Source organism: Streptomyces sp. NRRL B-3229 (assembly GCF_000719505.1).
GTDB classification, from domain to species: domain Bacteria; phylum Actinomycetota; class Actinomycetes; order Streptomycetales; family Streptomycetaceae; genus Streptomyces; species Streptomyces griseorubiginosus.
Window position 1 is genome coordinate 1 of record NZ_JOGP01000160.1, and the last position, 241, is coordinate 241.

The 241-nt window shown below is 73.4% G+C and carries 1 protein-coding gene; it reads left to right on the forward strand.

Annotation, left to right across the window (positions count from 1 at the left end):
• Positions 1–241, forward strand: a 241-nt coding sequence (locus tag IF54_RS40320) for a carotenoid oxygenase family protein (protein ID WP_037821295.1), incomplete at both ends; no start/stop codon positions are given.

Genomic DNA, 241 nt, shown 5'->3' on the forward strand with positions numbered 1-241 from the left:
ACGACACCGGCGAGACGGCCTTCTGGGCCCCCGGTGAGCACGCCGCGCCGGAGGAGCCGGTGTTCGTGCCGAAGTCGGCGGACGCCGCCGAGGGCGAGGGCTACCTGCTCTCGCTGGTCGGCCGCCGCGACCAGAACCGCCACGACCTGGCCATCCTCGACGCCCTCGACATCGCGGCCGGCCCGATCGCCACCGTGAAGATCCCCTTCCGGCTCCGGTACGGCTTCCACGGCACCTGGGT